Here is a 23,294-nt window from a genome sequence, read left to right as displayed (position 1 = left end):
ATGGCGGTAGATGTTTCCTCGTACTACGAAGATCTCCGCCGATCGGTCGCGCTCGTCGCCGAGGAAGAAGAAAACGAAACGACCCTAAGCGAAGCGTTTGCTCAAGTCGTTTTCGAAATTCTAATCGAGGCTGGGGAACTTGATACTCCACAATACGCTGTATACCAGGCGCGCGGCATGCGCGCTTCCGGATACGAGATGAACGATGATGGGTCCAGGTTGACACTGGTCTACATCCATTACAGTGCGACAGAAGCTATTGAACGCTTCGGAAAGACGGATCTCCAGAACGCCGTCAAGTGGATGCGCCGGTTTATCGAGGCTTCCGTGGCCGGGCTGTACAAGAGCCTCGAGGAATCATCCGAGAGCTGGGATATGGCGCAGCGCATTTTTGAATCGTGGAGCGACGTATCAAATGTCAATCTCGTCATCGCAACCAACTGTGAACTTCGAACTGACAATCCAGATTTGGACCCCCTCGACGACCGAAGCCTGCGACTGTCCGTCTGGGATTTGACTCGGCTCCACCGGCTCAGTTCGAGTGGACAACCTCAGGAACCTATCGTAGTTGATATCAATAGGTTTACCGCGGCCCCTTTGCCCTGCCTCGGTCCACATGGCGACGCTGAGAGCTACAATTCCTATCTATTAGCGCTGCCCGGTGATTTTCTGGCTCGTGTTTACGAAGAGTTTGGTCCTCGACTCCTCGAGCTTAATGTCCGCTCTTTCCTACAGGCTCGCGGCAAGGTGAACCGCGGGATTCAGAACACTCTTCGGGATGAGCCGGGCCGCTTCTTCGCGTACAACAACGGAATTTCCGTGACTGCTTCGTCGGTTGAAGTGGGTGAACTCCCAGGCGGTAATGGTATAGGGATTAGTCGAATCGTGGGAATGCAAATCGTGAACGGAGGACAAACGACGGCCTCCCTTCACTATGCAATGACGAAGCACAAAGTCGGTTTGTCTAACGTTATGGTGCAGGCAAAACTGTCAGTTGTCGACCCGGGCGAGATCGATACTCTAGTACCCAAGATTAGCGAGTACGCGAACAGTCAGAATCGAGTGAATTCCGCCGACTTCACTTCCAACGACCCCTTCCACGTCCAGGTTGAGAACCTGTCAAGGACTATCTGGGCGCCGAACCCAGACGGCACTCACCAGCTCACACGTTGGTTTTATGAACGTGCCCGAGGACAGTACGCCGATGCATACGGGCGCGAGCGCACTCCCGCAAGGCAGCGCGAGTTCAAGAAGCTTCATCCGACTGCCCAAAAATTTACAAAGACTGACCTTGCAAAGTTTGAGAACACCTGGGATCTTCGCCCTTGGGTCGTTTCGTTCGGCGCCGAGAAGAACTTTCGTGACTTCATGCTCCGCCTAGACGGGCGAGGTAGATTCGAACCAGATCAGTCGTACTTTGAGAGCCTTATCGCAAAGGCGATCATTTTCAGAAGCGCCGAGAAACTGGTGACGTCCCTGGGCCTCGGTGGCTACCGGTCGCAAACAGTCACCTACACATTGAGTCGCGTCTTCAAGGGAACTGCGCAAATGATCGACCTTCAAGACATATGGCGCAAGCAGCGCATTTCGAGCGCATTAGAGAACGCTATTCTAGAACTCGCCCCGCGGATCCACTCGGAGCTGATTTCGAGTGCAGGCAACCGCAACGTGGGCGAGTGGGCCAAGAAGGAGGAGTGCTGGAAGCGACTTCAGGCAATCGAGTGGGATCCAAACACTTCCCTTAAGAATCTACTGCTGAAGACCGGAAAGTCCCGTGCCGGGAGTGCGCCGAACAGCGTCGATGATGTCCTCAGCGACGCCGATCGGGCTGCGATTGCATTTATCAGCCCCTTGTCCGAAGCGGACTGGTTTGAGTTGAGCTCGTGGGCGAAGCAGACGGGAAACCTGCAAAGTTGGCAGCGTAGTCTCGCGTTTAGCCTGAGCCGTAACGTAGCGAATTCTCGGGAGCATTCACGCAAGCAAGCCCTTCACGGCGAAAAAATACTTCGCGAGGCCATGAGACTCGGCTTCGCTCCTCCAAGTGGCGTTGCTATATCGGTTTAGCATGCATCGGCGTAGGCCCCCCGCCCCCTTCGTCGGCGCACTGGTTTTGGGGGTCGATCGGAGCGGTATAGCATGGTCAACGTGAGCGCCACCGGAGGACCCCAAAAGGTGGTTTCGCCCTACGGGGTGAAGCTCATCCGCGGACCGTTCCTCGACCTTCCGCCAAATCAGCACCACGTGTCCGAGGTCGGTGAGTTCGAGAGACTTGCTCGCGCCCTTCGTCGTCAGGGTGCACATCTGGCCGCTGATCTATTCTCGGGCGCCGGCGGGATCAGCCTCGGTCTAGAAGAGGCCGGCTACAACGTGGTGATCGGGGCCGATCACTACGACGCCGCAGTAGCCACACACGCGCACCACTTCGCAGGCCTATCTCTCGACTGGGATCTAGCGGACCCGGATGTTGTAGAGCGAGTCGCACGTCTTGTCAGAGAGGCCCAGATAGAAATACTTGCCGGCGGGCCTCCTTGTCAGCCCTTCTCGAAGGCCGGCCGGTCAATGATCCGGCACCGGGTCGAACTTGGGGAAAGAGACCCCCACGATGAGCGGCGCGATCTTTGGCGGTCATTTCTCGAAATCGCGACCAGTGCACGCCCCCGGGCAATCCTCATGGAGAACGTCCCCGACTTGGCGCTCGACCGCGAGATGTTCATTTTTCGCTCGATAGTAGAGGAGCTGGAGCAAGACGGGTACTCGGTCCATACTCGGATCGTGGAATCGTGGCGCTACGGCGTGCCCCAAATGCGGCAGCGACTCCTCGTTGTCGCGCTTCGGGACGGGGTGGCTTTCGAGTGGCCGTCCGATGCCCCGGACAAGACAACATTGTGGAATGCGATCGGTGACCTCCCTGAGGTCGAGGGCGGTTGGCGACCCCAGGGCGGTGCGCACGGATGGGCGGACTATGAGGGCCCCGTGACCGGTTATCAGCACAGGATGCGTGAGGGGGTTGCACCGGGCGACGAGAGCAAGATCTTTGATCACATCACCCGTCCGGTCCGAGATGACGACCGGGCCGCTTTCGAGTCGATGACCCACAAGACGAAGTACTCGGACCTGGCTCCCGAGCATCAGCGCTACCGAAATGACATCTTCGACGACAAGTACAAGCGTCTTGATGAGAACGATCTGTCAAGAACGATTACCGCACACATCGCTAAGGATGGCTACTGGTACATTCACCCTCGCCAGCCTAGGACACTGACCGTCCGCGAAGCGGCTCGCATCCAGTCCTTCCCCGATCATTTCCGCTTCTCGGGCCCCCCGTCTGCGGCGTTCAAGCAAATCGGTAACGCGGTACCCCCGATGGTCGCCGCCGCGGTGGGCAAGTCGATTAGATCGGCGCTCGCGGCCGGTTACACGGTTCCGTTTACCACCCGAGAGATTGGGACCCTGCTTGCCGATTGGTTCCAGGCGCGACGTGACGGTGAACTGGCGTTACCTTGGCTTCGATCCGACTCGCGCTGGGTCTTCGTCGCCAGCGAAGTACTGGGCACCAGAGCCTCCCCGACGACCGCCATCTCTTTCTACTCTGTCCTGAAGGACTTCGACATCGAAGAGGGATCTCTGCCCAGTGCCCCCCTGATTGATCGTCTCGGCTACATGGCAGACGGAGTGGGCAGGTCAGCCCGAGTGCAACAGCTCCGGGAACTAACAGCTCAAATGGCAGACCATCCGCTCGCGCTGTGGGCCCCGACCATTGATCGCACGAAGCTTCCCGCGATTCCGGTCGCTGTGGCAGATCTTGCCGAGCTCGCGCTACCGACCGTCGACGCCGAAGGTCAAGGTGAAGGTTCCGAGGAACCCGTCCTCACCGGCAGGGGCGTGCTCCGAGTTGCGAGCCGATTCTTAGGAAACGACGTCGACAAGCGGAATAAACTGACAGATGGCCGATTGGCGGTGGCTAGGTTGATCGGTCTCGGCGAGGCTTCACGTCATGCCCAGCTAGGGCTCGTCGAGCTAGCTGCTTCGGTCTGTCTGGCCGACAACCCGGTCTGCGAGTTCTGCCCACTGCGCGACCACTGCCTCTACGCCAACGGCGTGAACGAGACGCCTACTTCCCTATTCTGAACTTTTCAGAACCCGAGCGCCCGAGCTAGGTCCGGTGACTCCTTCTTAAGTAGTTGCGCGATCGCTGTCAGCGCCTCATAGTTGTCAGTCCGTATGAGGGCCGTCTTAATCGCTAACCCGATCTCGGCCCCTTTAGGCACCTCGGGCGACGCCCCCGCAGGCCCGTTGTTACGGCGCTTCGGCGCGTCCACTCGGTAGGCATTGTTAGCCAAAATGCACAGTTCCGCAACCGGGCGACTCAACATCTGCTTCAGCTGTGGGGGAAGGGCGACGCGCATCTTGGCGACATTGATGTTGAACGCCGCATCAAGATCGGTGTCGAAATCGATCGACGCTCGCGCCAGTTTCGTGTGCTCGTCTACTGCGCGGGTGCCCGCCCAGCCGCCCCACTGAACGAGCCGGTTGGCTCGGTAGATGTACAAACCCTGCTGTCGGTTCCACTTGGCCGGACCGGAGGCCGCGTCGAATGCCTCCTGCGACGAGAACGCATTCCGTGACGGCAGAATGAAGCGGCGCAATTTGACCTTGCCCACCTGCTCACCCACCACCACCTCAAATGACTGGGCGCCGAGTTCCTGGGTCTCTGGCTCCTGTCGTTGGAAGGGATCCCACGCAGTCAACTCCTCATCGTCAACCCAGATCTCCAGCTTCCGGACGTCTCCCTCGCCGGTGAGGAACCGGTGAAAGACCATCGACAGGTGGGTCTTGAGCTTCTCACGCAAGCCGTCGAATCGCCGCTTCGCCCAACCACCGGTTGCCTGCTTCGCGGGCAAGATACGGTCCAGCTTCTCCCACACGACCACCGTGCCCGGATCGCCCGCGAGCAGTTCCCTTGCCCGCACCACGGACGCATCCGGCGACGGCACCACTACTATCCAGTCGTCATACTCTGCGATGAGGTCTAAGTCCAGCCGCTGGACTTGGAGCTTCACGCCCGGGGCACGGCTCACCACCGTGACTGAACGGCCCTGTGAGAGCGAGGCGGTCTTCAAACCCAAGCCGTATCTGCCAAGGTCACCAAGTTCGTATTCTCGTCGGCTACCGAAGCGGAGGGCTTCCTTCACTCTTTTGACGCCCATCCCCGCCCCGTCATCGGCGATGAAAACCCGAGAATCCTCGCCATCAAACTCCATGTACACACGAATTTTCTCGGCATCCGCGCTGATTGAGTTATCGATCAGGTCCGCAACCGCGGAACTAAAGTCGTAACCGATGTCCCTCAGCGACTCGGTCAGCCTTGCAGCTGACGGGGTGACTGAGGTGACGGCAATACCGGGATTCACTTGGGGAGTTCTCTCTTTTCCGTCAGGACTGCAGATCGAGTGGGTCCACCCAAACCATAGTTGCCGAGGGGTACGACACTCCGAGCTGGCCCGCGACACAAATCAGTCAGGCACGGGGGACCAGACGACACGACCTGCTTCTGTGCCCGATGTTGATCGGCTGCTACTGAGCTGGAAGGTTTTCGAGCCCTCCGTCCATTCGATTTGCCGGCGACGTGCCCCTAACACCATTGCGTGACCTCGACCAGCTCCCACTGCCTCACGGGGCCGGGGGCGTGGGCGCGGCACATCGTGAAGATCGGCTCCGAGTAGGTCTCGCGCAGCCACACCTCGACCGGGCCGCGCGGGCCCTCCAGCGTCACCTCGACGTGCTCGTCCCGTTCGACCACGCGGACCGGGGCGAAGGCGTCGATGCGGTCGTCGGGCACCACGGCGCGGGCGTGGTGCTGGGCGCTCTGCACGGCCGCCGAATGACTGCTGCGTCCGCGCAGGTACCGCTCGTCGACCCGGCCCTCGGTGTAGCGGGTGACGATGTCGGCCGGGTCCTCCGCCTGGTCGACGCGGCCGTAGAACAGGCCGTGCGGCAGGACGAGCATCGTCGCGGCAAAGCGGTCGCCGCCCGGCTACTGAGCCGGATGCGTGGTCCTCGGCCGGTGCTCACGGACCGGGAGTCCGAGGTACTGCGCGCCGTGGCCGAGGGGGCTCGAGCAACCGGCAGCCCGCCGAGTCGCTGCACCTGTCCGAAGGCACGGTCAAGACCCATCTCGTGCATGTCTTGAGAGAGGGTGCTGTGAGACCGGTGCCGTCATCGTCCGGCGCAAGAACTCGGCCGTGATCCTGCCGGCGTGGCGGCTGTGCGGGGTCAGGCCGGCGAGCACCGGGAACGCGTGGACTGCCGAGTACCACCGATGGGTCTCGACGGGCCGCCCGGCCGCGTGGAGGTGTTCGGTCAGCTGGAGCGCGGCCGGTTCCACGAGTTCGCCCGCGGCCAGGGTGATCAGCGTCGGCGGGAACACCTCCGGATCGCAGGTGAGCATCGAGCGGCTGCTCTCCAGCCCGTCGGCGTGGTGCTGCCACAGCCTCTGGAACCGTTGCACCGTGACGGCCGGTTGGTAGGAGTCGCGCGTGGCCCACGGCCCCTCACGCACCTCGCCATCGACGTCGAGCAGCGGCGAGTACCCCACCATCGCGGCGGGCCGGCGGACGCCGTCGCGGGCGGCCAACTCGCAGATCGCTGCGGCCAGGTACCCGCCCGCCGAGTCCCCGGCCACCACGATCCGGTGATCCGCGGGCAGCCGCTCGGACAAAGCGCGATACCCGGCGTAGGCGTCCGCGACCACGGTCGCCAGGTCAACCTCCGGCAGCATCCGGTAGTCCAGCGAGTGCACGGTCACGCCGAGGTCCATCGCCAGCCGGCCGCAGAGCCCGCGGTGGGTGCCGGGGCCGCAGAAGAGGAACGCGCCGCCGTGGAGGTAGAGCACGGTCACGCCGGCGAGCGCGTCCGGGCCGACGGAATCGGGGGTCGAGGTCTCGGCCGCGGTGCCGCCGAGCACGGTCCGTTCCACTCGCACTCCGGCGGGACCCGTCAGTCGCGAGAACCCGCGCTCGACCGCGGCCAGCCCCCGGATCCCGGCGCCGGTCATGGGCCAGAAGCGGTACACCTGACGGAGCGTCGCCCGCCCGGCCCAGTAGAGCAACCGGGACTGCAGGTCGACCTCACGGTGAGTGGTCACGAAGGGGTGGGTCTGTGTGGTCACGAGCGGGACGATCCTTGCGTTCGTAGGAGAGCGCGCTGCTTCCGGCGACCCTTGGCGGCCATCAGCGGCAGGAGCGCGGACGCCAGGCGGGGGAACGCCGCGCCCACCCGGGCCAGCGCCCCGCGCCGAGCCGGGACGGCCGTGACCGGGCGCGGCGACTCCAGCACCCTGCCCACCGCGCGCACCACGTCCGCCGGCTGCAGGAGGACCCCCGAGAACGACAGCGCCGCCTGCGGGTCCTCGAGTTTGTCGAAGAGCATCGGGGTCCAGATGCCGTCCGGGCAGATGCACGAGATGTCGATGTCGTCCACCCCGGCCAGCCGCAGGTCGGCGGCCGTGCTGGAACTGAAGCCCATCACCGCGTGTTTGGACGCCGCGTAGACGGCCTCGCCCGGGACCGCGGAGATCCCCGCCAGCGAGACGATGTTGACGATGTGCCCGCCGCTGCCGGTCGCGCCGGTGCCCGGGATACCAGTACTGCGGCCGCGCATGGCCTCGATCGCGGCGACCGTGCCGTTGATCGTCCCCAGCGCGTTGACGTCCAGCATGAGCCGCCGCTGGTCGTCGGTCTGCTCCCACGCCGGGCCTGTGAGCAGGACGCCGGCGTTGTTGACCCACACGTCCACGCCCCCGGTCTCCGCGACCAGCCGGTCCCGGGCCTCGTCGACCTGCCCGCGATCGCGGACGTCGACAGCGGCCCAGAGCGCGCCCCGCCCGATCTCCGCGGCCGCCGTCCGGGACGACTGTTCGTCCAGATCGGTGATCATGACGCGATATCCGCGGTCGGCCAGCAGGCCCGCGATATCTCGGCCCAGGCCGCGACCGGCCCCGGTCACGAGCGCGCTGCGGGTCCTCGTCGTCGTCACTTCCCGTCCCTCAGTCCGGCACGGATCTCGCCGTAGGAGATTCCACCGTGGCAGTACGTCGGCACGACCGGCCAGAAACGCTTCCACGGCGCCAGTTCGGTGGAGGGCAGGATCTGGAGCCAGCGCGGGTCGGCCGGGCACGGGTCGGCGAGGGTCTTCTCCTTGATCATGGAGTCGTACTGGTCCAGCGCGTCCTCGAGGGTGTTGGCGTTGGGGCAGATCTCGCGGCCGTACTCGCGGTGGTAGCGGCGCACGCCGGGGATCTTCGACAGCTCCGGCTGCCAGTTGTCCAGGGAAATGCCGTTCTCGGAGGACACCCACACGCCGTCCGGGGTGTTGATGACCAGCGAGTGGTTGCCGTCCGTGTGGCCGGGCGTCCACAGCAGGGCGATGCCGGGGCCGAGCTCGATGTCGCCGTCGAACACGGCGAACCTGTCCCGGGGGACGCCGTCGAGGCCGTCCTCGACGTACCAGGCCCACTGCATGGGGTGCAGGTCCTCCAGGGTGGCCAGTTCGCGGCGATGCACGAGCAACTGCGCGTCGCCGAACAGGGCGGTGCGCGGCGCCGACTCGTCCGCGATCACCTCACTCGAGCCGAGAATCATCCGGGGATCCTGCACGTGCAGGTGGTCGAACGTGAGGAAGTCCACGTCCCGCGGCCGCAGTCCCACCTTGGCCAGCGCCTCGCCGGGCTCGTTGAAGTACTTGAGGATCGCCTTGCTGGCCAGGCGGCCGCCGGGGACGGCGTCGACCAGCCTCTCCAGATTGGCGTAGAACGGCGCCTTGGCGGAACCGGCGGGGACGGTCGGCTCGAACACCAGGGTGCGGGGCCGACCGTTCCAGTCGTCGTACTGGACCACCACCATGCGGTTGATCATGGTGACCAGCGGCAGGCTGGGCACCGACACCGCGTTGTCGAAGGCGTACTTGACCGGGTACGGCGCCCCGGCCACGTCGACTGACCGCACCGCCCGCACCTGCCCCTGCTGCACGAACCGCTTCTTGTACTCGGCGGCCGCCGAGCGCACCGCCGTCAGCCGCTCGCCCCGCGGCCACACGTCGTGGACGCCGTCGAATTCGGGGATCGGCCGCGCGCCGATCTGCTCGAGCATGGGTCCGGACACCTGGTCCGAACGCGGTGGATCTTCGCGCAGCATCGTTCGCTCCTCCTCGCCGATGGGGTGGCCGCCCGGGGGGCGCCGGTCGTTCCCGCGGTCGACACCAGCATCCGGTGTCCGGCGGCGGGAAACTTGTGTCAGGGCGACAGGTTGGTGGTCCGCCTCAGCTCCCCGGGGGACATACCGAACCACCGGCGCGCCGCGTGGCTGAGCGTGGCCTGCTCGGCGAAACCGACCAGGTCGGCGATCTGGGTGAAGGACAGGTCGCTGGTCGTGATGAACCGGTGCGCGCGATCCCGACGCAGGTCGTCGACGACCCGGCCGTAGGTGGTGTCGACGGCGGCGAGGCGACGTTGCAGCGTCCGCGGGTGGAGCAGGAGCGCCCCGGCCACCTCGACGAGGGTGGGGACGCGGCCGGGAAGGCGCTCCCCCACGAGGCGGCGCACCTGGTGAGCCACCGAGTCCGACGGGTCGGAGTACGAGCCCGTCAGGTGATCGAGGGCCGCGCGACGGAGATCCTCATCCGCGGAGGCGAACGTGGCATCCAACATCCGACGGTCGACGCACAGCGCGGCCGCGGGCCGGTCGAACTTCACGTCGACGCCGAAGAAGCCCAGATACCGGCCGACCGGCGAGAGTGGTCCGTGCGGCACCTCCACCGACCGCAACCCGGTGGACTGCCCGACCAGATGCACGGCCACCCGGTAGAACACCCCCAGCCCCAACTCGGCGGCCTGCGGCGAGTACGGCGACTCGGTCAGTTCCTTGCGGTACGTCAGGGCGATCACGCCGCGCCGGCCCCACGGGTCGTCGGCGACCTCGATCCTCAGCGCGGGGCTGTGCACGAACATGAACCGAGCCGCGCACTCCAGTGCCTCCGCGGGGGTCTGCGACGATCCGATCGCGCGCGCGATGGGGCCGAGAATCGTCACGTCCTGCCGTTCGGCCAGCCGCAGACCGAGGTCCGGGCAGCGCAGGTGGGCTGCCGCCACATCGAGCATCCGGTCGTGGTCGGTGATCGACAGCAGCCCGTCCTCGTCCGCCAACGTCTCTGGCTCGATGCCGAACCGCGCGAGCAGCCGATCCGGATCCCCGCCGAGTTCGGTGACGAGCTCAGCGAATCCGCGCAGGCTCGCGGCGCGGATCAACGGCTGCATCGACGTCGCCTGTCCTTTCGCGTGCGGAGTCCCCGAGGAGCCGCGGTCGAGTACGTCTCCGCGGAGCCACACGTGGTTCGACCATCCTCGCTCCACCTCGCCCCGCCGTCCGGCCCTACTCGCCGCCCCTGACCTCGACCAGCTCCCACTGCCGGACCGGGCCGGGGGCGTGGGCCCGGCACATCGTGAAGATCGGCTCGGAGTAGGTCTCCCGCAGCCACACCTCGACCGGACCGCGCGGGCCGGCGAGCGTCACCTCGACGTGCTCGTCCCTTTCGACCACGCGCACCGGGGCGAAGGCGTCGATGCGGTCGTCGGGCATCACCGCACGGGCATGATGCTGCGCGCTCTGCACGGCCGCCGAATGACTACTGCGCCCGCGCAGGTACCGCTCGTCGACGCGGCCCTCGGTGTAGCGGGTGACGATGTCGGCCGGGTCCTCCGCCTGGTCGACGCGGCCGTAGAAGAGGCCGTGCGGCAGGACGAGCATCGTCGCGGCAAAGCGGTCGCCGCCCAAGTGCGAGCACTCCCAGGTCGCCTCCGGGTACCGCTCGGCGATCCGCGCCGCGGCACTGCGCCCCCGCACCGCGCAGCACTGATCGTGCTTCCCGTGCGCGCACACGGCGACCAGCGGGTCCGCTGACGGGGTGCCGGCGGAACCGTCGAGGGGGATCTCTGCGTACCCGACCGGGCCGTCGACCTCGCCCCACCGCAGCGACTCATGCCCGGGCCGGGCGTCGGCGAGCGCCCACCGCCAGCGTTGATCCTCTGTATGACGACGACGACCCGGCCTGCGGATCGCGGCAACCCGGACATCAGCCTCCTGGGCACGCCCGGCGATCTCGCGGCCCAGCTCCGGCGGAAGGAGACCCGGCGAGTCGAGTAACGCCGAATAGCCCCACGGGCCGGACAACTCGACCATCAGCCATCGCAACCCCCGCGAGCCCGACCCGTCCAGGGGATCGCCGCGGCGCAACGACGAGTCGCTGCACGGCTCCCAGTCCGCAGGCCTGCTCACAGCGCCATCACCCTCACTGCGCCACCACCACGCCCTCCCGCAGCAGCCGGCGCAGGACCACCAGGCCGTCGTCGGCATCGAGGCCGGGCAGCGAACCAGCGCTCACGGGTGCGCCCTCGAGGACAGCGCGCAGGGCGGGCGCGCATACCGCCGGGAAGGTCACCGACTTGGTGGGCAGCCTCAGCACCACCGTGCCGGGATTGGCGGCGGCGGAGTCGGCGTCGGAGTCGGAGTCGGAGTCGGTGCAGTCCACCCGTGCGTGGAGTCCCTCGCGCAGCCGCAGCCGGGTGTCGGGCTCGAGGGACGCGACGGCATCGAGTGTGGCCAACGGGCGAATCGCGGCGGGTCGCGTGAGGTCGAGGTACTTTTCGGCGAGCGCGTCGCCGGCGAGAGCGCTGAGCTGCTCCTGCTTCTCGGCGATCAGCCTGGCCAGCACGTCGAGGACCTCGCGGGTGTGGGGCTCGGCGCGCGCGGCATCGGCTGGGGCGAGCCCGAACGGCAACGACGCCCGCAGCTCCTCCTCCGAGGCCAGTGCCTCGATCATCGCCGTGGCGACGTCATGCCCGGTCAAGGGGGCCACGCCCACCGTGAGGTGTATGGACGTATCGCCCTGTGCCTCGGCCGAGTGGACCCAGCCGCGCGGCAGATAGAGACAGTCCCCCGGCTCGAGCACGGTGTCGATTACCGGCTCGTTCTTCGCCCGTTCGGTGATCGTTTCGCGGTGCTCGGTCCACGGCTGGTCGGGCAGCGGGTGGTGGTGGACGGGCTCGTGCACCCGCCACCGCTTGGTGCCGGACACCTGGAGCACAAAGACGTCGTGGACGTCGTAGTGCGGATCGAATCCGCGATTCGCGGGCGGGGTGATGTACGCGTTGGTCTGCACCGGATGGCCGATGTCCGAGGTCATGCCGCGGACGAAGTCGATGATCGGCGGCCAGAACCGGTGCAGACCCTGCAGGACCAGCGTCGCCCCGGCGGCATACTGCGTGAGCACGCCGTCGGGGTCGAGCTGATCGGCGATCTGCGCTCCGAAACCCGCGGAGCGGGTGAAGCACGTCCGGTCGACGAGCGTGCCCTCCCGCGCCATCCGGACGAACGGCGTGCGCACCCCGCGCTCGGCGACGATCTCGTCGACCATCCCGGGTGTGAGCAGGTCGGAGTAGTCGCGTGGCAGCTCGGCCGCCCGGGTCAGCAGGGGCCGCTGCCCCCACACCTGAGCCGCGAACTCATCCGAGCTGCACGCGACGCACCGATGAAGCGCCCGCAATTACTGCGTGCCGTCAGCGCCGCCGTCGGCACCATCCGGGTTGGAACCGCCGTCGGCCACCCCTTCGCCGGTGTTCGCGGAGCCATCTGCGGAACCGTCCGCGCCGCCGTCGTGGCCGTCCGGGTTCGAACCGCCGTCGGCCAGGCCCTCGCCTTCGCCCTTCATGTGGTGGGCGGATCCGTCGGCGCCGCCGTCGTGGCCGCCCGGGTTGGAACCGCCGTCGGCGATGCCCTCGCCCTGAGCGCCGGACGTGGTGATGTCGTCGTCGTTGATAGCCATCTGCGTTCCTCTCGTCGGTGCAGGTGCGAACCTGCAGGGAGTCGTGCGATCTGGCCACGTGTTCCAGCAGCAGGCCGGGACACGAGGGGCGTGCAGTTCCACTATGGCACTGGACCGGCCTCGATACGACCGAAGCCGCCGCCGGTTCGGCGTGACCGGGCGGCCGCATCGTTTCCGGGCGGCGGCGGTCCTCGTCATCGTCGTCGTCGTCGAGCTATCCCCGCGCTACCCCGAGCTCGCGGTCAACCCGGGACGGGTGGGCATCAGAGGCTCACGCCGCCGGGGCCCCGGCCCAGCGCCTCGGTGACGGAGGCGAACATCGTGGACTTGATGGCGCCGAGAGTGGTGCGGTCCTTGCCGAGGATCGGCTGGAGGCGCCCGAGCGCCGCGGCGACGATCTCGGCCTCCGCAGCGGTCGCGTCGACGAGGCCCGCCTCCTTCGCCTCGGCCCCGGGGTAGCGGTGGCCCGTGCTCATCGCGGTCATGGCGGTCTGCGGGGTCGTCTTGGCCTGGATCAGCGCCGCCATGCCGGGAGTGAACGGGATGTTGATGTCCACCTCGGGGAAACAGAAGTAGCCGCGATCGTCGCGCATCACCCGGTAGTCGTGGGCCATCGCGAGCATCGCGCCGCCGCCGAACGCGTGCCCGTTGACCGCGGCGGCCGTCGGCAGGGGGAACGTCAGGACGCGCGAGAACAGCTCCTGGATCCGGCCGACATACCAGTCGAGGCGGTCGGAGTTGGCCATGAGCCAGTCGAGGTCGAGACCGTTGGAATAGAACTTGCCCGACCCCACGGTGACGAGCCCCTTCGCGGACTGCTCGACCTCATCGAGGTGGGCGTTGATCGCGTCGAGCCGGTCCGGGGAGAAGCGGTTCTCGTCGCTGCCGAGCGTGAGGACGGCGATGTCCTCGTGGTGGGTCAAGGTCGGGGTCATGGGTGGTCCTCTCGGGTGGTGGGGTTGTGGGGTGCGGGTGGGTCGGTCGGCGGCGGGGCGGTCGGTGGTGGGCTGGCTGGCGGCGTGTCGGTCGGCGGCGGGCCGAGGGCGAGTACGGCGCGGACGGAGGCCGCGATGCGCTCGCGGACGGCAGGGGTCGGGGTTCGGCGCCCGCGGAGCAGCAGGGCGTTCGGCAACTCGACCACGCAGTCCCGGATGACGTCGACGGCCGCACGGTCAGCGCGGCTCCACAGGGCCCGCGACAGCTTGACGAACAGGTCCGTGAGGCCGTGGTCGAGGTCGTGCAGTTCCGCTGCCACGTCCGCGGGGAGATCTGCGGAACCGAGGAGCTCGGATCGTCGCACCGTGAGCAGGAACCGCCCCGACGACGGGTGGTCCAGGACGAACTGCGCGGGCGCGTCCGCGGCGGCGACGACGGCGTCGGCGACTGACTCCGATCCGTGACCGCCGGCGAGGGCGGCCTCGACCATGTCCCGCTGCAGGTCGAGGAAGCGGCGGGCGGCGCGGAGCCAGGCCCGGCCGACCAGCCCCGCGCGGGAGCCGAACGCGTGGTAGATCGCGCCGTTGGAGACGGCCGCCAGCTCGGACAGAGCGCGCACGGTGACCGCGGCGGCGCCGGACTCCACCGCCAACCTCTCTGCTGCGTCGAGCAGCAGATCGAGGTCGTGGACCCGCGGGCGAGGCATGCGTCCGACAGTAACAGAGCAACCGCTCTTGTATCCCGACTGGCGGCCCGGTCGCAGTTCCTGCCGCATTGAGGTGCAACCGTTACGGACCCCTCCCGCATCAGGCGTGACGCAGGTCACAGTCTCGGACGCATGGTATTTCCGCCGCCCAGTCGCCTGTCGGGGTCGATTCTCCGGTCGCCGCCGCCCGTGAAGGCTCTTAGCGTGACTAAACAGCACGATCCGACGACGTAAGGAGTCTGAAATGATCGGCAAGGAGTCACTCCAGAATCTCAGCGGCGCGACCGCATACGACAGCGCCGGGGACAAGATCGGCAAGATCGGGACGCTCTACCTCGACGACGACAGCGACGAGCCCAAGTTCGCGACCGTCTCGACCGGCCTGTTCGGGATGTCCGAGAGCTTCGTCCCGTTGCAGGGCGCACGCATGGAAGGTGACGACCTCCACGTCGCGTACACCAAGACCCAGGTCAAGGACGCACCCCGCGTGGACGCCGGCGGCCACCTCTCCCCGGACGAGGAGAACCGCCTGTACGAGCACTACGAACTCGACGACGGAGGTCGGCGCGGCAGGACGGACACCCACGCCGACCGAGGCGATGATCGCGCGGCGGGTGCCGGAGGTGCCGCCGGCGCAGCGGGTGCGGCAGGTGCCGCCGGCGCAGCGGGTGCGGCAGGTGCCGCCGGCGCAGCGGGGGCCGACGACACGCGCGACCGGGACCGCGGCCACGAGGGCACCGAGACCGTCACCGCCCACGAAGAACGCCTCAACGTGGGTACCCGCGAAGAGGAGGCCGGCCGAGCCCGGCTCCGCAAGCACACGACCACCGAGAAGGAGACAGTCGAAGTCCCGGTCTCCAAGGAGAAGCTCGTGGTCGAGCGCGAGGACGTCGACGGCAAGGCCCGGAAGGGCGGCCTCGACGACACCGCCGACGGCGACCGTGATGAGGAGATCGTCCTCCGCGAGGAGCGGCCCGTGGTGGAGAAGGAGACCGTCGAGCGCGAGCGCGTCAACGTGGGCAAGGAGAAGGTCACCGACACCGAGACCGTGTCCGACGAACTCCGCACCGAACACATCGACGTCGAAGGCGATGCGGCGGAGGACCGCCGGGGCCGCGACGGCGGGACGAACAAGCCGGGCGGCCGCTGACCCGGCGGGTCCGTCCGGAGAGACAGAAAGCCGCCGCCCGGCCTGCATGACCGGGCGGCGGCTCTCGCCGGTGTGCGACTGCGGGGCCTCGTCGTCGTCGGGTGTTCTACGACCCAGCCCGCGTGAGAAACTCCCGTGCCTGGCGCTCGAACGCGTCCTTCTGCTCGATCATCACCCAGTGGCCGCAGTTCGGCAGGATGTGCACCTCCACGTCCGGCATGAGTCGCATCGGCATGATCGCCATATCCACCGGGGAGACACGATCGTCGCGGCCCCAGAACAGCAGAGTCGGGGCGGCCACGTCGGCCAGGTCGAAGGAGACCTCGCCGCGCGAGACCTTTGCGATCGCGGCAGGGTTGTAGAGGTCCTTCATCGACTCGATCACGCCCGGCTCGGTGACCTGGGCCCACCGCTCCTCGAGCAGCTGATCGGTCACAAGAGCCTGGTCGTAGACCATCGACCGCAGCCAACGACGCAGTGCCGGCCGATCCGGCTCGGCCAGGAAATCCATGAGCAACCCGATGCCCTCTGCAGGCCCCGGACTGAACAATGTGGTCCCCACCCCACCGATGCCGATGAGCCGATCCACTCTCTCCGGCTGCTTGGCCGCCAGACCCGCACCCACGATCGCGCCCATCGAATTGCCGATGATGCTCGCGCTCGCCATCCCCAGGTGATCGAGGATCTCCACGCAACTGTCGCGTGCGTCCACCACAGGGTGGCCACCGCGCGCATCGCTGATCCCGAAACCGGGGAACTCCAGCACGATGCAACGGAACTCGCCGGCGAACGCATCCACGCTCCCCGAGTAGTTCCGCCACCCCGTTACGCCAGGCCCGGACCCGTGCAGGAAGAGCAGGGGCCGACCGTCGGGATCGCCGAGGTCCCGGTAGCCGAGCCGGCCACCGGGAGTGTCGACGAACAGGAGGTCGTTGCTGGTCATAAGGTCTCCACGCTTCCGAGGGGAACGACGGATTATTGAGGGGCGTCATCGCATCCTCGATCCCGGCTCCGTGGAGCGCCCCGGGGTTTCCGCTCATCGGAAACCCCGGCGCCCGAACCTCCCACTGAGCGGGATATGGTGACCTTCGTCACATCGTGGCCGGCCCCTCGGCCGCATCACGTGAATGGAGACCCCTCGATGACCGCCACCGCCATGCCCAACCCCGACTCCCTGTCCGGGATCCTCGACCGCGTGGACTCCATCCTCGACGCCATCGCCGCCGAGGGCGCCATGAACCTCACCCAGATCGCCAGAGCGACCTCCCTGCCCCGCACCACTGTCCACCGGCTGCTCGAACAGATGGTGGCCAAGCGGTGGGTGCTGCGCATACGCAACGAGTACGAGATCGGAGTCCGGCCCTTCCATCTGGGCACCATGGCCCGCCAGGGTCACTGGTACTTCCGACTCGCCCGACCGCATCTGGAGTCCCTGCGCGAGCGCACCCGCCTGGTGGTGCACATGGGCTATCTCGACGGCACCGACGTGGTGTGGTGGGACAAGGTCGGCGACGCCCGGTTGAGCGTGGTGCCCACCTACGTCGGCGGACGCCACCCGGCATTCCGGACCGCCGCGGGAAAGGCGCTGCTCGCCTCCGAGGGACCGGATTACATCGGCGCGCACTTTCCGCAGGAGCTCGAGCACGCCACCCGCGAGAGCCTCCAGACGCGGGACGCGCTCCTCGAGGAGGTCGAAAAGGTCTCCGGCGAGGGCCTGGCCTACTCCCGCGGCGAGCTGCTACCCCACCTGGCCTGCGTGTCCACACCGGTCACAGTGCGGCCGGTGAGCACGAGTGACGGCCACCAGACCGCCACCGCGGTGTCGGTGTGCGGGCCGGTCGAACGGGTCGTGGACGACAAGTCCCTCGCTCAGGCGCTGCGGTCGTGCGCGATGGGCATTCTCGCGGACATCTCCCATTCACCGTGGTCGCCGAAAGACTGAATGAGCCCTTTCCGGCCACCGGAAACCCCGCCCCGCCGATCCGGCGGACCTCCCTACGGTGTGGCCACGGTCACATCACGAAGGGAGCCCCTGATGACCCTGACCCCCACTTCCCCCTCGTCCGCCACCGACGCCGCCGCACCGATCCGCGAGATCGAGAGCGCCGGCAACCCGACCCGCTTCGCACGCGGATGGCACTGCCTCGGTCTCATCGACCAGTTCCGCGACGGCAAGCCCCACCAGGTGAAGGTGTTCGGAACCAGCCTCGTCGTCTTCGACACCTCCGACGGCCTGAAGATCCTTGACGCCTACTGCCGGCACATGGGTGGCAACCTCGCCAAGGGCACCATCAAGGACGACTCGATCGCCTGCCCGTTCCACGACTGGCGCTGGGGAGGAAACGGCAAGTGCACGGCCATCCCCTACGCCAAGCGCGTGCCCGTCGCCGCCAAGACCCGGGCGTGGCCGGCCATGGAGCGAAACGGCCAGCTTTTCGTCTGGCACGATCCGCAGAAGTCCCAGCCCACCGAGGACGTCACGATCCCGGAGATCGAGGGCTGGGAAGACGGCGAGTGGAGTGACTGGTCGTGGCAGACGTACCTCGTCGAGGGAGCTCACTGTCGCGAGATGATCGACAACGTCGTCGACATGGCGCACTTCTTCTACGTGCACCTGGTCTCGCCCAAGTACTTCCGGAACGTCTTCGAGGGCCATATCGCCACCCAGTACATGCACAGCCAGACACGGCCGGACATCGACCCGGACCATTCGTACGGCGACTCGGACACGTATCTGAAGTCCGAGGCCAGCTACTTCGGGCCGTCCTACATGATCAACCCGCAGCAGCTCACCCTGGGAGGCAAGGACGTCGAGGCGGTGCTCATCAACAGCCATTACCCCATCGACAACAACTCGTTCCTCATCAACTTCGGGATCGCCACCAAACACCGACCGGGCGTCGACCCCGCGGAGGCGAAGGCTGCCGCCGAGGCCATGACCAACGGATTGGCCTACGGGTTCGGCCAGGATGTGGAGATCTGGCGCGACAAGGCGCGCATCGACAACCCGCTGCTCACCGAGCAGGACGGGCCCGTCTACCAACTGCGTCGATGGTACGAGCAGTTCTACGTGGACGTAGAGGACATCGAGCCCGACATGGTGCACCGCGTCGAGGTCGAGATCGACACCGACCACGCCGTGGCGCACTGGGACTCCGAGATCGCCGAGAACCTGGCCGCGATGGGTCGGGGCTGATGACCACATCGGTGTCGGCGGCCACGCCGTTCACCTGCCCACGGTGCGACACGTGCGTGGAGGTGACGAAGTTCTCGAGGGAACACACCCTCACCCGGTGGGTCGACGGGCACGCAGCGTGCCCCGAACTCGATGACGAGCCGGTGCGCTTCGGCACCGGTCGGTGCGAGACCTTGACCGCGGCGGTCCGGGCGGCGTTCGATGTCGGCCTGATCAACGCCGGCGAGCGCGCACCGGGGACCTGAGCACGGGCCCCGGGAAAGACCACCGATGCCCCCGCCCCTTCCGGGCGGGGGCATCGGCTGTCGCGGGGCGCCCTACTGCGGGGTGCCCTACTGCAGACGTGCCCGCACCTGCTCCCAGATCTCCTCCTGCGCTCGCCGCGCCACGCCCAGGGCGGCGATGGTGGCGAACCCGTGGAAGGTGCTCGCGTAGTCGCGGTACCAGCAGTCCACGCCGGCCTCGCCGAGCCGACGGGCATACATCTCGCCGTCGTCGTGGAGCGGATCGCACTCGGCGGTGATCACCACTGCGGACGGCAACCCCGCGAGGTCGCCGGAGACCGGGGAGACACAGGGGTCGGTCGCCCGACCCGCCGCGCCGGCGTGGTCCACTCCCCCGGCCAGGTACTGCTCCCAGTACCAGTCCGTGGCGGCGGCGGTGTTGGCGTAGCCCTCGGCGAACCGGTGGTGGGAGTCCCCGCGGTGGCCGGGCAGGATCATCGGATAGATCAGCAATTGCACGCGCACGGCCGGGCCGCCGGTCTCGCGCGCGAGTACCGCGGCGCAGGCGGCGAGATTGCCGCCCGCGCTGTCACCGGCGAGGACCAGCCGAGAGGCGTCCGCGCCCCACTCGTCGGCGTGGTCGGCCACCCATCGCGCCACCGTGTGGACGTCCTCGAGCGCGGCCGGGTACGGGTGCTCGGGCGCCAGCCGGTAGTCCACCGCGACCACCACTGCGTCCAGACCTCGTGACATGCGTCGACAGAAGTCGTCGTGGCTGTCGAGGGTGCCGAAGACGAAGCCGCCGCCATGCGCGAACACCACGACCGGCACGGGGCCACCGTCCACCGGATCGAGCGGTCGATACACGCGGACGGGGATCGCATGGGAGCCCGCGCAGTAGTCGGCCGCCGGCACGACGCGATCGTCGACTCGGCCCACCTCGACCGGCTCCGCGGGCCTCTTCTCGCGGGCCCGGAACGCGGCGCGCACGTCGGCGGCGGGCATCGTCTCGACCTGCGGGTAGCCCTGCGCGACCAACTCCAACAGGGCGGCCACCTCGGGATCGGTGATCATGTTCGGTCCTTTCCGTGGACGATTGCGGCCTCGACTACGCGACGTAGCGCTCAGGCCGTGGTCAGGCCGGCATCCACCGCGAGTTGCTGCCCGGTGATGTAGCGGGATTCGGGACAGGCGAGGAACAGCACCGTGTCGCTCACGTCCCGGGGCTCGACCCACGGCACGGGCATGAGGTTCCTCGCCGCGAGCGCCTCGGCTGCGTCCTCGCGCGTCGGGTTCTCGAGGTCCGGCCGCAGCCGCCGGTAGATGCGGTCGTTGAGGATCATCGGCGTGGCCACCGAGCCGGGGTGCACGGTGTTGACGCGGATCGACCGGGGTGCCAGTTCCATCGCCAGCGTCCGCGCCAGGCCGACCAGCCCGTGCTTGGCCGCGACGTACTGCCCGGCGCCGCGGACGCCCTTGAGTCCGGCGGTCGAACTGACCATCACCACGGAGGCGCCCTCAGCCAGATGGCCCTCGGTGGCGCGGACCGTGTTCCAGGCCCCGGTGAGGTTGATGTCCAACGAGCGGTGCCACACCTCGTCGTCGACCTCCCACACCGGCCCGGGGGCGTCGTACACGCCGGCGTTGACCACCACCGCGTCGACACGGGGCGGTGCGTGCGGGTCGTCGCGCAGGTCGGCGAGGCCGTCCGTGACGGCCGTCCGCAGCGCCGCTACGTCCCTGATGTCGGCGGTCCGCCACACCGCGCGACCCCCCTCGGCGTTGATGGCCCCGATGGTCTCGGCGAGCCGCGCCGTGGTGTCGGGCGCATCGAGGTCCAGAGCCAGGACGCGGGCACCCTCCGCGGCGAGTCGCCGGCAGTGGGAGTCGCCCATGCCCCCTGCGGCGCCGGTGACGACGACGACGAGGTCCTCCATCCGTCCACGTCCGCTCATCGCAGCGAGAACCCTTCGTAGCCGGCCTCGGTGAGCTCACTCGTGACCTTGCGGTAGGTGCCGAACCCGCCGGGATACAGCATGAACACGCGCGGTTTGCCGGGGATGTTGGCCCCGACGTACCACGAGTCGGCCTTCGGGAAGAGAGTCGCGTCGGCCAGGCGGGCGCACTCGTCCATCCACTCGTCCTGAGCCTTCTCCTCCGGCTCGATCGCCCCGTGGCCGCCGCCGTCGAGGTGGGCGATGGTGTCGGCGATCCAGTCCACGTGATGCTCGGACGTGAGCACCATGTTGGCCAGCACGCCCGGGCTGCCGGGGCCGTTGACCATGAACAGGTTGGGGAAGCCCGCGACCATGAGGCCCAGATAGCTGCGTACCCCGCCGGCCCAAGCGTCGGCGAGCGTCCGGCCGCCGCGCCCGCGGATGTCCATCGCACCCATCGCGCCGGTGACCGCGTCGAAGCCCGTCGCGAAGATCAGCACGTCCAGTTCACGCAGCTCGGGCCCGTCGGGGCCGACGATCTCCACGCCACCCGTCGTGATCCGCTCGATCGGGGTGCGGCGCAGGTTGACTAGGTCCACGTGCTCGGAGTTGAACGTCCGGAAGTACCCGGAGTCGGTGACGATGCGCTTGGTCCCGATCGGATGGTCGGTGGGGATGAGCTGGTCCGCGACCGCCCGGTCCTCGACCTCCGCGCGGATCTTGCGTTCGGCGAAGGCCCGGGCCAACCGGTTGGCGTCCTCATTGCGCATCTGGTCCGGGAACGCCTTGGAGAACAGGACGCCGCCCAGATTCCAGTAGTGCTCGTACACGCGCTCGCGCTCGGCCTCGTCCACCTCGAGGGTGTTCTTCTCATGCGGGACGAACGGGGAGCCGCCGCCGGAGAGCCGCGACTTGCGGCGGCGGTCGTCGTACGTGGCCTTCTGCTCGCGGCGCTCGGCGTCGTCGATCGGTCGGTTGGCGGCGGGAATCGAGTAGTTGGGCGTGCGCTGGAAGACCGTCACCGACGCGGCGTCGCGCGCGACCTCCGGCACCAGTTGGATGCCGGAGGACCCGGTGCCGATCACACCGACCCGCAGACCCGCGAGGTCGACCGGCTCGTGCGGCCACTGCGCCGTGTGCAGGACCCGGCCGCCGAACTCGTCCCGGCCGGGGATGTCGGGGAAGTTGGGCACCGACAGGGCACCGGTCGCGAACACGCAGTAGCGGCACGTGAGGGTGCGGATGCCGGCCGCTGACTCGGCGGTGAGGGTCCACAGGCCGGACTGCTCGTCGAGGTGCGCGGCGGTGACCCGGGTGTCGAACGCGAAGCTGCGCCGCAGGTCGAAGCGGTCCGCGACGTGGCCCAGGTAGGCGAGGATCTCGGGTTGGGTGGCGTAGCGCTCGGACCAGTCCCACTCCTGCTGGAGCTCGTCGGAGAACGAGTACGAGTAGTCCACGCTCTCCACGTCGCACCGCGCTCCCGGGTAGCGGTTGTGGAACCAGGTGCCGCCCACGTCGGACGCGGCTTCGACGCCCTGCACCGAGAGGCCGTCCGCGCGGAGGCGGTGGACCGCGTACAGTCCGGCGATCCCGGCTCCGATCACCACTACGTCGACCGCCTCCGCGGCCATCGACTCCACGCCCCCCGCCATCAGAACCACGTCCCCGGGCCGGTGGCGGTCAGCAGGCTCGACAGGTCCGCCGAGACGGGCACCACCGACTCGTTCACCAGGGACGCGTACCTACCACCGTGGAACAGCAGGGGCCGCCGGTCGCTACCGGCCGGGCCCGCCTCGAGAACGCGGCCGATGAGCAGGTCGTGGTCACCCGCCTCGACCCATGCCTCGAGTTCGCACGCGAACCACGCCGGCGCCCCCTTGACGACCTGCTGTCCGTGGCTCGTCGTCGTCAATGGGATCTGCTCGAACTTGTCCGCGGCCTTGCTCCCCGCCATCGCCGACACCGCCTCGTCCCCCTCGCCCAGCACGCTCACAGCGAAGCCGGCGTCCGACTTGAGGTGCGGCAGGGTTCGCGAGGTCTTCATCACCGAGACGAGTACCAGCGGCGGGTCGAGCGAGACGCCCATGAACGACTGGCAGGTCATCCCCACCGTCCCCCCGGCCGCATCCCGGCCCGTCACCACGCACACGCCGGTGCCGAATCGGCCCAGTACATCCCGTAATGCGCGGGTGTCCGTCAGATCAATCGTCGCGTTCATGACCCCAGAGGTACCGGGGCAGGTGGCCTACGCCGAGCGGCGATTTCCGATCAC

Annotated in this window: 22 protein-coding genes; 6 read left to right on the top strand and 16 right to left on the bottom strand. The window is 67.7% G+C overall.

The features are described 5' to 3' along the window. Window positions 1-2,064, top strand: coding sequence for an AIPR family protein (locus AC3DE3_RS10995; protein ID WP_488369982.1), 2,064 nt, complete (start codon window positions 1-3; stop codon window positions 2,062-2,064). An 81-nt stretch (window positions 2,065-2,145) separates the two neighbouring features. After that, window positions 2,146-4,128 (top strand): DNA cytosine methyltransferase, encoded by a 1,983-nt coding sequence (locus AC3DE3_RS10990; RefSeq protein ID WP_488369981.1) that lies wholly within the window; start codon window positions 2,146-2,148, stop codon window positions 4,126-4,128. Window positions 4,129-4,133: 5 nt separating this feature from the next. Here AC3DE3_RS10990 and AC3DE3_RS10985 read toward each other — a convergent pair whose 3' ends face one another. The 11 genes from AC3DE3_RS10985 to AC3DE3_RS10935 all read right to left on the bottom strand — a co-directional run bounded on the left by AC3DE3_RS10985 (window position 4,134) and on the right by AC3DE3_RS10935 (window position 14,515). Then, on the bottom strand, window positions 4,134-5,411 hold the full coding sequence (locus AC3DE3_RS10985; RefSeq protein WP_488369980.1) for an ATP-binding protein: 1,278 nt from the start codon (window positions 5,409-5,411) through the stop codon (window positions 4,134-4,136). A 221-nt stretch (window positions 5,412-5,632) separates the two neighbouring features. Beyond that, window positions 5,633-6,007 (bottom strand): hypothetical protein, encoded by a 375-nt coding sequence (locus tag AC3DE3_RS10980; protein WP_488369979.1) that lies wholly within the window; start codon window positions 6,005-6,007, stop codon window positions 5,633-5,635. Between the two features lie 156 nt (window positions 6,008-6,163). Next, on the bottom strand, window positions 6,164-7,168 hold the full coding sequence (locus tag AC3DE3_RS10975) for an alpha/beta hydrolase (protein ID WP_488369978.1): 1,005 nt from the start codon (window positions 7,166-7,168) through the stop codon (window positions 6,164-6,166). After that, complete coding sequence (locus tag AC3DE3_RS10970; RefSeq protein WP_488369977.1) at window positions 7,165-8,034, bottom strand: SDR family oxidoreductase; 870 nt, start codon at window positions 8,032-8,034, stop codon at window positions 7,165-7,167. The genes AC3DE3_RS10975 and AC3DE3_RS10970 overlap by 4 nt, the downstream gene beginning before the upstream one ends. After that, window positions 8,031-9,191: an MBL fold metallo-hydrolase gene (locus AC3DE3_RS10965; RefSeq protein WP_488369976.1), complete on the bottom strand. Its 1,161-nt coding sequence runs from the start codon at window positions 9,189-9,191 to the stop codon at window positions 8,031-8,033. Before AC3DE3_RS10965 ends, AC3DE3_RS10970 begins: the two co-directional genes overlap by 4 nt. Before the next feature lie 98 nt (window positions 9,192-9,289). Then, on the bottom strand, window positions 9,290-10,309 hold the full coding sequence (locus AC3DE3_RS10960; protein ID WP_067714565.1) for an AraC family transcriptional regulator: 1,020 nt from the start codon (window positions 10,307-10,309) through the stop codon (window positions 9,290-9,292). A gap of 115 nt (window positions 10,310-10,424) precedes the next feature. Then, window positions 10,425-11,231 (bottom strand): ferredoxin family protein, encoded by an 807-nt coding sequence (locus AC3DE3_RS10955; RefSeq protein WP_488370044.1) that lies wholly within the window; start codon window positions 11,229-11,231, stop codon window positions 10,425-10,427. Between the two features lie 109 nt (window positions 11,232-11,340). Next, entirely contained in the window at window positions 11,341-12,594 is a 1,254-nt protein-coding gene (locus tag AC3DE3_RS10950; protein ID WP_488369975.1) for a cupin domain-containing protein, read from the bottom strand. Next, a complete protein-coding gene (locus AC3DE3_RS10945; RefSeq protein ID WP_061917080.1) occupies window positions 12,595-12,873 on the bottom strand; it encodes a hypothetical protein in 279 nt (92 codons plus the stop codon). A 263-nt stretch (window positions 12,874-13,136) separates the two neighbouring features. Beyond that, complete coding sequence (locus AC3DE3_RS10940; RefSeq protein WP_488369974.1) at window positions 13,137-13,808, bottom strand: enoyl-CoA hydratase/isomerase family protein; 672 nt, start codon at window positions 13,806-13,808, stop codon at window positions 13,137-13,139. Further along, window positions 13,805-14,515: a TetR/AcrR family transcriptional regulator gene (locus AC3DE3_RS10935; RefSeq protein WP_488369973.1), complete on the bottom strand. Its 711-nt coding sequence runs from the start codon at window positions 14,513-14,515 to the stop codon at window positions 13,805-13,807. Before AC3DE3_RS10935 ends, AC3DE3_RS10940 begins: the two co-directional genes overlap by 4 nt. Window positions 14,516-14,759: 244 nt before the next feature. Between AC3DE3_RS10935 and AC3DE3_RS10930 the strand changes: the two genes are divergently transcribed. Further along, a complete protein-coding gene (locus tag AC3DE3_RS10930; RefSeq protein ID WP_488369972.1) occupies window positions 14,760-15,665 on the top strand; it encodes a YsnF/AvaK domain-containing protein in 906 nt (301 codons plus the stop codon). A gap of 106 nt (window positions 15,666-15,771) precedes the next feature. Here AC3DE3_RS10930 and AC3DE3_RS10925 read toward each other — a convergent pair whose 3' ends face one another. Continuing rightward, complete coding sequence (locus AC3DE3_RS10925; RefSeq protein WP_488369971.1) at window positions 15,772-16,608, bottom strand: alpha/beta fold hydrolase; 837 nt, start codon at window positions 16,606-16,608, stop codon at window positions 15,772-15,774. Window positions 16,609-16,806: 198 nt separating this feature from the next. On the opposite strand from AC3DE3_RS10925, the gene AC3DE3_RS10920 reads away from it, so the two are divergent. The 3 genes from AC3DE3_RS10920 (at window position 16,807) to AC3DE3_RS10910 (ending at window position 19,106) form a co-directional block, all read left to right on the top strand. Continuing rightward, window positions 16,807-17,607: an IclR family transcriptional regulator gene (locus tag AC3DE3_RS10920; RefSeq protein ID WP_488369970.1), complete on the top strand. Its 801-nt coding sequence runs from the start codon at window positions 16,807-16,809 to the stop codon at window positions 17,605-17,607. A gap of 93 nt (window positions 17,608-17,700) precedes the next feature. Next, the gene (locus AC3DE3_RS10915; RefSeq protein ID WP_488369969.1) at window positions 17,701-18,861 is read left to right on the top strand and encodes a 3-ketosteroid-9-alpha-monooxygenase, oxygenase component; all 1,161 of its coding nucleotides are present in this window, start codon (window positions 17,701-17,703) and stop codon (window positions 18,859-18,861) included. After that, the gene (locus AC3DE3_RS10910) at window positions 18,861-19,106 is read left to right on the top strand and encodes a hypothetical protein (protein WP_488369968.1); all 246 of its coding nucleotides are present in this window, start codon (window positions 18,861-18,863) and stop codon (window positions 19,104-19,106) included. The genes AC3DE3_RS10915 and AC3DE3_RS10910 overlap by 1 nt, the downstream gene beginning before the upstream one ends. Window positions 19,107-19,193: 87 nt before the next feature. On the opposite strand, the gene AC3DE3_RS10905 is transcribed toward AC3DE3_RS10910, so the two are convergent. From AC3DE3_RS10905 to AC3DE3_RS10890, 4 genes are read right to left on the bottom strand one after another with little or no spacing between them, the layout of a single operon-like run. Continuing rightward, complete coding sequence (locus AC3DE3_RS10905) at window positions 19,194-20,159, bottom strand: alpha/beta hydrolase (protein WP_488369967.1); 966 nt, start codon at window positions 20,157-20,159, stop codon at window positions 19,194-19,196. 50 nt (window positions 20,160-20,209) lie between these two features. Beyond that, window positions 20,210-21,040 (bottom strand): SDR family oxidoreductase, encoded by an 831-nt coding sequence (locus tag AC3DE3_RS10900; protein ID WP_488369966.1) that lies wholly within the window; start codon window positions 21,038-21,040, stop codon window positions 20,210-20,212. Next, window positions 21,037-22,674 carry a flavin-containing monooxygenase gene (locus tag AC3DE3_RS10895; RefSeq protein WP_488369965.1) on the bottom strand — a complete coding sequence of 546 codons (1,638 nt, stop codon included), beginning with the start codon at window positions 22,672-22,674 and terminating at the stop codon, window positions 21,037-21,039. The genes AC3DE3_RS10900 and AC3DE3_RS10895 overlap by 4 nt, the downstream gene beginning before the upstream one ends. Further along, window positions 22,674-23,240 (bottom strand): flavin reductase family protein, encoded by a 567-nt coding sequence (locus tag AC3DE3_RS10890; protein WP_488369964.1) that lies wholly within the window; start codon window positions 23,238-23,240, stop codon window positions 22,674-22,676. Before AC3DE3_RS10890 ends, AC3DE3_RS10895 begins: the two co-directional genes overlap by 1 nt. Window positions 23,241-23,294 lie beyond the last annotated feature (54 nt).

It is taken from the genome of Dietzia sp. IBK-p2-16D, assembly GCF_057773085.1.
Note: the sequence above shows the minus strand (reverse complement) of the source record. Positions and strands in the feature narration are given on the sequence as shown.

Coding starts and splice junctions, on each gene's coding strand:
- AC3DE3_RS10995 (WP_488369982.1), top strand. CDS start 1: ATGGCGGTAGATGTTTCCTCGTACTACGAAGATCTCCGCCGATCGGTC.
- AC3DE3_RS10980 (WP_488369979.1), bottom strand. CDS start 6,007: ATGCTCGTCCTGCCGCACGGCCTGTTCTACGGCCGCGTCGACCAGGCG.
- AC3DE3_RS10965 (WP_488369976.1), bottom strand. CDS start 9,191: ATGCTGCGCGAAGATCCACCGCGTTCGGACCAGGTGTCCGGACCCATG.
- AC3DE3_RS10960 (WP_067714565.1), bottom strand. CDS start 10,309: ATGCAGCCGTTGATCCGCGCCGCGAGCCTGCGCGGATTCGCTGAGCTC.
- AC3DE3_RS10955 (WP_488370044.1), bottom strand. CDS start 11,231: ATGGTCGAGTTGTCCGGCCCGTGGGGCTATTCGGCGTTACTCGACTCG.
- AC3DE3_RS10945 (WP_061917080.1), bottom strand. CDS start 12,873: ATGGCTATCAACGACGACGACATCACCACGTCCGGCGCTCAGGGCGAG.
- AC3DE3_RS10940 (WP_488369974.1), bottom strand. CDS start 13,808: ATGACCCCGACCTTGACCCACCACGAGGACATCGCCGTCCTCACGCTC.
- AC3DE3_RS10935 (WP_488369973.1), bottom strand. CDS start 14,515: ATGCCTCGCCCGCGGGTCCACGACCTCGATCTGCTGCTCGACGCAGCA.
- AC3DE3_RS10930 (WP_488369972.1), top strand. CDS start 14,760: ATGATCGGCAAGGAGTCACTCCAGAATCTCAGCGGCGCGACCGCATAC.
- AC3DE3_RS10925 (WP_488369971.1), bottom strand. CDS start 16,608: ATGACCAGCAACGACCTCCTGTTCGTCGACACTCCCGGTGGCCGGCTC.
- AC3DE3_RS10920 (WP_488369970.1), top strand. CDS start 16,807: ATGACCGCCACCGCCATGCCCAACCCCGACTCCCTGTCCGGGATCCTC.
- AC3DE3_RS10915 (WP_488369969.1), top strand. CDS start 17,701: ATGACCCTGACCCCCACTTCCCCCTCGTCCGCCACCGACGCCGCCGCA.
- AC3DE3_RS10910 (WP_488369968.1), top strand. CDS start 18,861: ATGACCACATCGGTGTCGGCGGCCACGCCGTTCACCTGCCCACGGTGC.
- AC3DE3_RS10905 (WP_488369967.1), bottom strand. CDS start 20,159: ATGATCACCGATCCCGAGGTGGCCGCCCTGTTGGAGTTGGTCGCGCAG.
- AC3DE3_RS10900 (WP_488369966.1), bottom strand. CDS start 21,040: ATGAGCGGACGTGGACGGATGGAGGACCTCGTCGTCGTCGTCACCGGC.
- AC3DE3_RS10895 (WP_488369965.1), bottom strand. CDS start 22,674: ATGGCGGGGGGCGTGGAGTCGATGGCCGCGGAGGCGGTCGACGTAGTG.
- AC3DE3_RS10890 (WP_488369964.1), bottom strand. CDS start 23,240: ATGAACGCGACGATTGATCTGACGGACACCCGCGCATTACGGGATGTA.